This is a genomic window from Alteromonas sp. AO-Serp (genome assembly GCF_017849675.1).
Taxonomy (GTDB): Bacteria; Pseudomonadota; Gammaproteobacteria; order Enterobacterales; family Alteromonadaceae; genus Alteromonas; species Alteromonas macleodii.
Window position 1 is genome coordinate 1 of the sequence record NZ_JAFLMX010000345.1, and the last position, 5369, is coordinate 5369.

General features: G+C 41.5%; 4 protein-coding genes and 1 rRNA gene. All 5 read right to left on the reverse strand.

Features of this window, described 5'->3' with window-relative positions:
• Window positions 1-143 precede the first annotated feature (143 nt).
• A complete protein-coding gene (birA, locus tag QVA83_RS21520; RefSeq protein WP_039222269.1) occupies window positions 144-1130 on the reverse strand; it encodes a bifunctional biotin--[acetyl-CoA-carboxylase] ligase/biotin operon repressor BirA in 987 nt (328 codons plus the stop codon).
• On the reverse strand, window positions 1127-2158 hold the full coding sequence (gene murB, locus QVA83_RS21525; protein ID WP_156078872.1) for a UDP-N-acetylmuramate dehydrogenase: 1032 nt from the start codon (window positions 2156-2158) through the stop codon (window positions 1127-1129). Before murB ends, birA begins: the two co-directional genes overlap by 4 nt.
• A gap of 172 nt (window positions 2159-2330) precedes the next feature.
• The gene (locus QVA83_RS21530; protein ID WP_156079141.1) at window positions 2331-3896 is read right to left on the reverse strand and encodes a methyl-accepting chemotaxis protein; all 1566 of its coding nucleotides are present in this window, start codon (window positions 3894-3896) and stop codon (window positions 2331-2333) included.
• Window positions 3897-4229: 333 nt separating this feature from the next.
• Window positions 4230-4757 carry a hypothetical protein gene (locus tag QVA83_RS21535; protein ID WP_014950849.1) on the reverse strand — a complete coding sequence of 176 codons (528 nt, stop codon included), beginning with the start codon at window positions 4755-4757 and terminating at the stop codon, window positions 4230-4232.
• A 512-nt stretch (window positions 4758-5269) separates the two neighbouring features.
• A 5S ribosomal RNA gene (rrf, locus tag QVA83_RS21540) occupies window positions 5270-5369 on the reverse strand; the annotation flags it as partial.

The following is a 5369-nucleotide window of genomic DNA, read 5'->3' on the forward strand; positions in this document are numbered from 1 at the left end:
TGTTCATATTTTTGGTTTCAGTCGCAATGTAATGCGTAAAACGAACGGAAAGAATTCTATCTAAAAATCACAAAGATGAGCTACGAAGTATTTTTATAATAAAAATGGCCAAAATTTTCGTAGCTCAGCTATAAGATAAAACGTTAATTGCCTCTTAGGCTAACTTCACCGCCATGGAATCGCGTAATACCATCTTGTGTTTCAACAAGTAGTGCGCCGCTGGCGTCTACTCCCCTGTCAATTCCGGAAAAACGTTTCTCACCCATTTGTAAAACAATGCGTTTGTCGGCGTATAAGTCGAGCGCTTCCCAATATGCAGTAAATGGCCCGAAACCCTGTTGGGTAAATTTCGGTAAATAAGACCATAGCGATTTTATAATTTCTGCCGCTAAAGCATTTCTATCTGGGATAGTGCCCAAATATGACGCAAGATCGCTATGAGGCTGACCAACATCGTACTGATTATCGGGTACGCAAACATTCAAACCTATGCCGATAACACTATGCGCCGTAGCGCCTATTTGCCCTTCTACTTCAATAAGTACGCCCGCAAGCTTTTTACCTTGCAAATAAATGTCATTCGGCCATTTAAGCTCGGCGTCTTCTACGCCAAATTCTTTAAGTGCATCGCAAACTGCCAAGCCTACCAATAAAGAAAGTCCCGCCATGCTTTGATAACCGTCGGGAAAAGACCAGTACATAGAAAAAGTTAAGCTTCCGCCAACTGGCGCTAACCATGAACGGCCGTGTCTACCGCGTCCATCGGTCTGAATTTCAGCAAAAACGACATCGCCGTTTTCAAGATCTTCTCGTTTGCTGGCAATACGCTTCTTCATTTCCGTATTGGTGGAAGGTAATACTGATTCCACATCAATAACCGCTCGTTTTGTATTGCCTAAATGACGTTTAATGCTGTCGGCGCTTAACAATGGAAACCCTCGTTCTAAACGGTAGCCTTTACCTTTTACTTTAAATACATCTAATCCCCAATCGGCGAGTTGGGAAATATGCCCTGCAACTGCTGTGCGCGAAAGGCCCACTTGCTGTGCAATGGTTTCCCCTGAGTGAAACTGGCCGTCGGACAACAAAGCGAGTATATGTTTTCTTATAGCTTTTGATGCTTGTCTCATAGCGAAATAAGTCCTTTGCTTCCTAATAAGCGCACTTCTGGCTCAAGCTGTATGCCGAACTTACCCTGTACGCTTGCTATGATATCTTTTGCCATGGTTATTACATCGTTTCCGGTGGCACCACCTAAGTTAGTAAGTACCAATGGCTGTGTAGGGTGGCATCGTACTTTATTCAAAGTCTTGCCCTTAAAACCTGCCTGGTCGATAAGCCACGCGGCAGGAATTTTTATTTGTTCTTTTTCAGTGGCTGGAAAATCAGCACTTCCGCTCACCACAAAATGGGGCACTGAATCATAGTCTTGTGCAATCGCTTGAAACACTGCTTTTGAAACCACTGGGTTTTTAAAGAAACTTCCAGCATTGCCTAGCTCGGCAGGATCGGGAAGTTTGCTCTTCCTAATTTCTATTACCTTACTATACACCTTTTCTGGTGTAGGCTCAGTGAGTGCCGCTAGTTCGCCATAGCTGGTCTCGAGTTCGTAGTGCTTGGGCAGTTTAAAGTTTACATGAGTGATTAGCACTTTGTTCGCTAGTGCATGCTTGAACACACTGTCTCTATAGCCAAATTGACAGTCTTCGTTGCCCAACAATACCTGCTCGCCGGTTTCAAGAAATACACACTCTACTTTGTCGATTAACGTATTCACTTCTCGTCCGTACGCACCAATATTCTGAATTGGGCATGCGCCTACTGAGCCAGGTATTAAGGCGAGATTTTCGAAACCATACCACTTCTCTTTCATACACAAAGTGACGAAGTCATGCCAGTTTTCACCTGCACCTACACGTAAGTAATGGTGACTTTCAGTATCAAAATGGCTTATTCCCTTAATCTCGTTAACCAGAATTGTACCGTCAAAGTCGTCAGTGAAGACTGAATTGCTTCCACCGCCCAATATATAAATGGCTTTGTTATTGTTTTTAGAAGTTTTGAAGATAGACAGGAATGAAGTAACGTCGCTAAACGACTTGATAGAATCACAAGAAGCGGCGAGGCCAAATGTGCTGTATGGTTGTAGTGAAGGCATAGAGTTTTACGAACTGCGAACAATTCGCTAATGGTAGGGTAACGAAGCAGCAAATAAAAGCGTAAAGAAGGAATAATATTGTTGCCAATATTGCTAAGCGCTAGAGCATTACCACTTTCATTCGTTAAAGTGAGAAAACGGAAGCTAGCGCTTATACGTAAATACAGAGACCTTACTGCTCTTTGGCTTTATAACCAATACGAAACCCTCCCCAATGTTTACCGTTCACATATATCGGTGCAGATAGATCATGCATGACCTCACCTGTATCTCGTTTGTAAGTTTGTAGCAAGAAAGTAGAGGTATTGCTGCCACAACGACTTCCGGTTTTGTCATCGAATATCCGTTTCGTTCTGTTATTTGCTAAATCCGTATCGTAATTACCAGTAAGGGGCTGACTAAACTTCTTGTTGTGGGTAGGAAAGTAACCATTTACGTCAACTGCGCCGGCATAAATAATGAAACTATGTGTTTCTAATAAAGGTTCTTGGATAGCGGGAAGTACGTCGTCGGTGAACTTATCAAAAGGTGTCGTGTGCTTTATAGGATTAGTGTTCGGTATAGGTGAATAGTCAAAATTAAACAGCTTTGCTTCCGATATTTTCCCTTCTGAAATCGCTTGCTCGAAACGCTCTCCAACAGTTTTGGCTGAATTTACTGCAATGTCTCTAACTTCGCTGTTTCGATCATTAACGTCGAAGCTTTCCAGCAGCCTGAAAATATCTTCAGCTTGACTACTCAGTGATAGCGCCTGAGTAGAAACATCAGTGAGGTCGTGCTCTAGTTTTTCTGTCGTCGTGTGCAACTGAAGTATATTGGTACTTATACCTGCGCTATGTTCTGCATTATTTTCTACCATTGCTTGCATAGCGCCCATCGATTCCCGGGCTTTTGTAGAGAGCATACTGGAGTGTGAGATAGCTTCTTCGCTCTCCTTTAATTTCACATTCATGTTATCACTAGAGTTAAGCACCGTTTCCATAGTAGCCACTGCGGCCTGGCTACTTGTATTCATATCCTGCAGCAAACTTTCAATTCCTGAGGTGGCATCGGTTGTTTTCTTGGCAAGCTCGCGTACTTCATCAGCAACGACGGCGAAACCACGTCCTTGATCTCCCGCTCTTGCAGCTTCAATAGCCGCATTAAGCGCTAGCATATTTGTTTGATCGGCTAATTGGTTAATGGTGTTTGTTATTGTACTTATTCCCTCGGCCTTACTTTTTAATGTAGTAAGCGCTTCAGATGACGCATTTATGTTTTTAACCAGCTGCTGTTGCTGGCTTAATACTTCTTTTAACGACGTACTGCCGAACTGCGTTTTCTCGTCAGATTCATTCATAGAAAATGCAGCATTCTTGGCAAGCTCATCTAACTGAGTTGAGGAGACTTCTAACTGTTGGAGTCTACCGCTCATCTCGCCGATGTTCGCGACTTGCTCATTAAATGCTTTTGATAACTGTTCTAAAAAGAAAGAGATAGAAGCACCACCAATTGCAATGTTACTCGCGGCATGACTAACTTTCGTTGCATCATTGCTGTGTGCATTGTTCTTATAATCGTCAGTTAGAACAATTTTACTAGCGGCTATATTTTGGTTTTGAAATACCTTCTCAATAATAAAGGCCGCGAAAAGGATAGTAAGAAACGTAGCAACTGTAGAGATTAGTAGATGTGAAGTGACAAAAGACATCACTACATTAACGAGACCGGCAATAACAGCTAAAACTAAATACTTCATCATGCGCACTTAACATTTTATTAACACTTCTAAAATGTAAAGCGTTTTAAACCAATTATCCATAAGCGGATAGTATTAGTTATGGGGTCAGAGTACTTTATTAAGTGAGCATTGCATTCATTAGCAAATGAAATAAACGCTTCAAGGTACGAGTTGTCAGATTAATGAAGTGAGTAGATTGACTCTGACCCCATTAGTAATGGGGTCAGAGTACTTTATTGGCTGAGTATTGTATTCATAGTAAATAAAATAAACACTTCAAGGTACATGTTGCCTCACTCGTAAGGAGTCTACTTTACTTAGACTCTATCGCTTATAAAGGCTTTTTTATTACTAACTGTTATCTGGTACTAACTCGTTAAGGTGCAAAACCATCCAACCGTTAATATAAATATTTCGAGGCCGCCTAGCATCGTAAATGGCACCAGAAGTAACCAAGTCATTTACTTTTGTTTTGCTAAGCACAAGGTTATCAACACGATAGTAATTGCGCAGTAATAACGCTTTATCAAATTTCGCATGTTGACTCGGCGAGACAGGTGTTGTGTGAGCAATGTTTCCGACTTTAAAAGTAAGAGTATCATCATCAACACTAAGTAATTTCAGGGGGACATAGCGAAATCGAGCATCCGATGAAGGATCTATAGCTCTATAATCAATATAGAAAAAGTCATTTTTCTGAGGATTAGCCAAGACCCGCTCTTTTTCACTATTTTCAATAAATGCATTACCAACAAAGAAGAATGCTATTAGAAGAAAGCAAACAAGTTCTGCATGCAGCTTTAATAGAGCGGCCACTGGTTCAAGTTGAAAATTACCCCGCAAATAAGCTGGGTTATTATTGAATGGTAAGGCTGACATACAAACTTCCTAGCTGTTTAGTGTTTTTATACCATACCGATTATTTTTCAACCTGTCGCTTTTTCTATACATTCAAACAAGTCCACAGCATTGATCCCTCGAATAATGGGGTCAGAGTACATTTTTTTTTAGCGAGAGTGAGAGCCAAAAAGTACTCTGACCCCTTTATTAAAAAGTACTCTGACCCCTTTATTATTTTTGTGGTGAGCTATTTATGAAATGCTTTCTGGCACTGCCTAAGCACTGAAAACGGCCGAAGGGTAACTCGACTTTTTTTGGGTGTCAAAGTAGATTGTTACTTCTCTAAAAAAATGGAGGCGGAGTACATTTCACTGATTTAGCGGCACTGGGGGTAAGGGAATGACTATGTTCTGATGTTTAAAGTAATAAAGTACTCTGACCCAATTTGAGGTTTTGCAGGGGGGAGTGGGAATTAATGTACTCTGACCCCATTATTTTTCTTTCTGCGGAAAGCAAAAAAACCCGCCGTTAGGCGGGTTCTTCTTAATGGGACCTGGCAGTGTCCTACTCTCACATGGGGAAACCCCACACTACCATCGGCGCTAATACGTTTCACTTCTGAGTTCGGAATGGAGTCAGGTGGTACCGTAT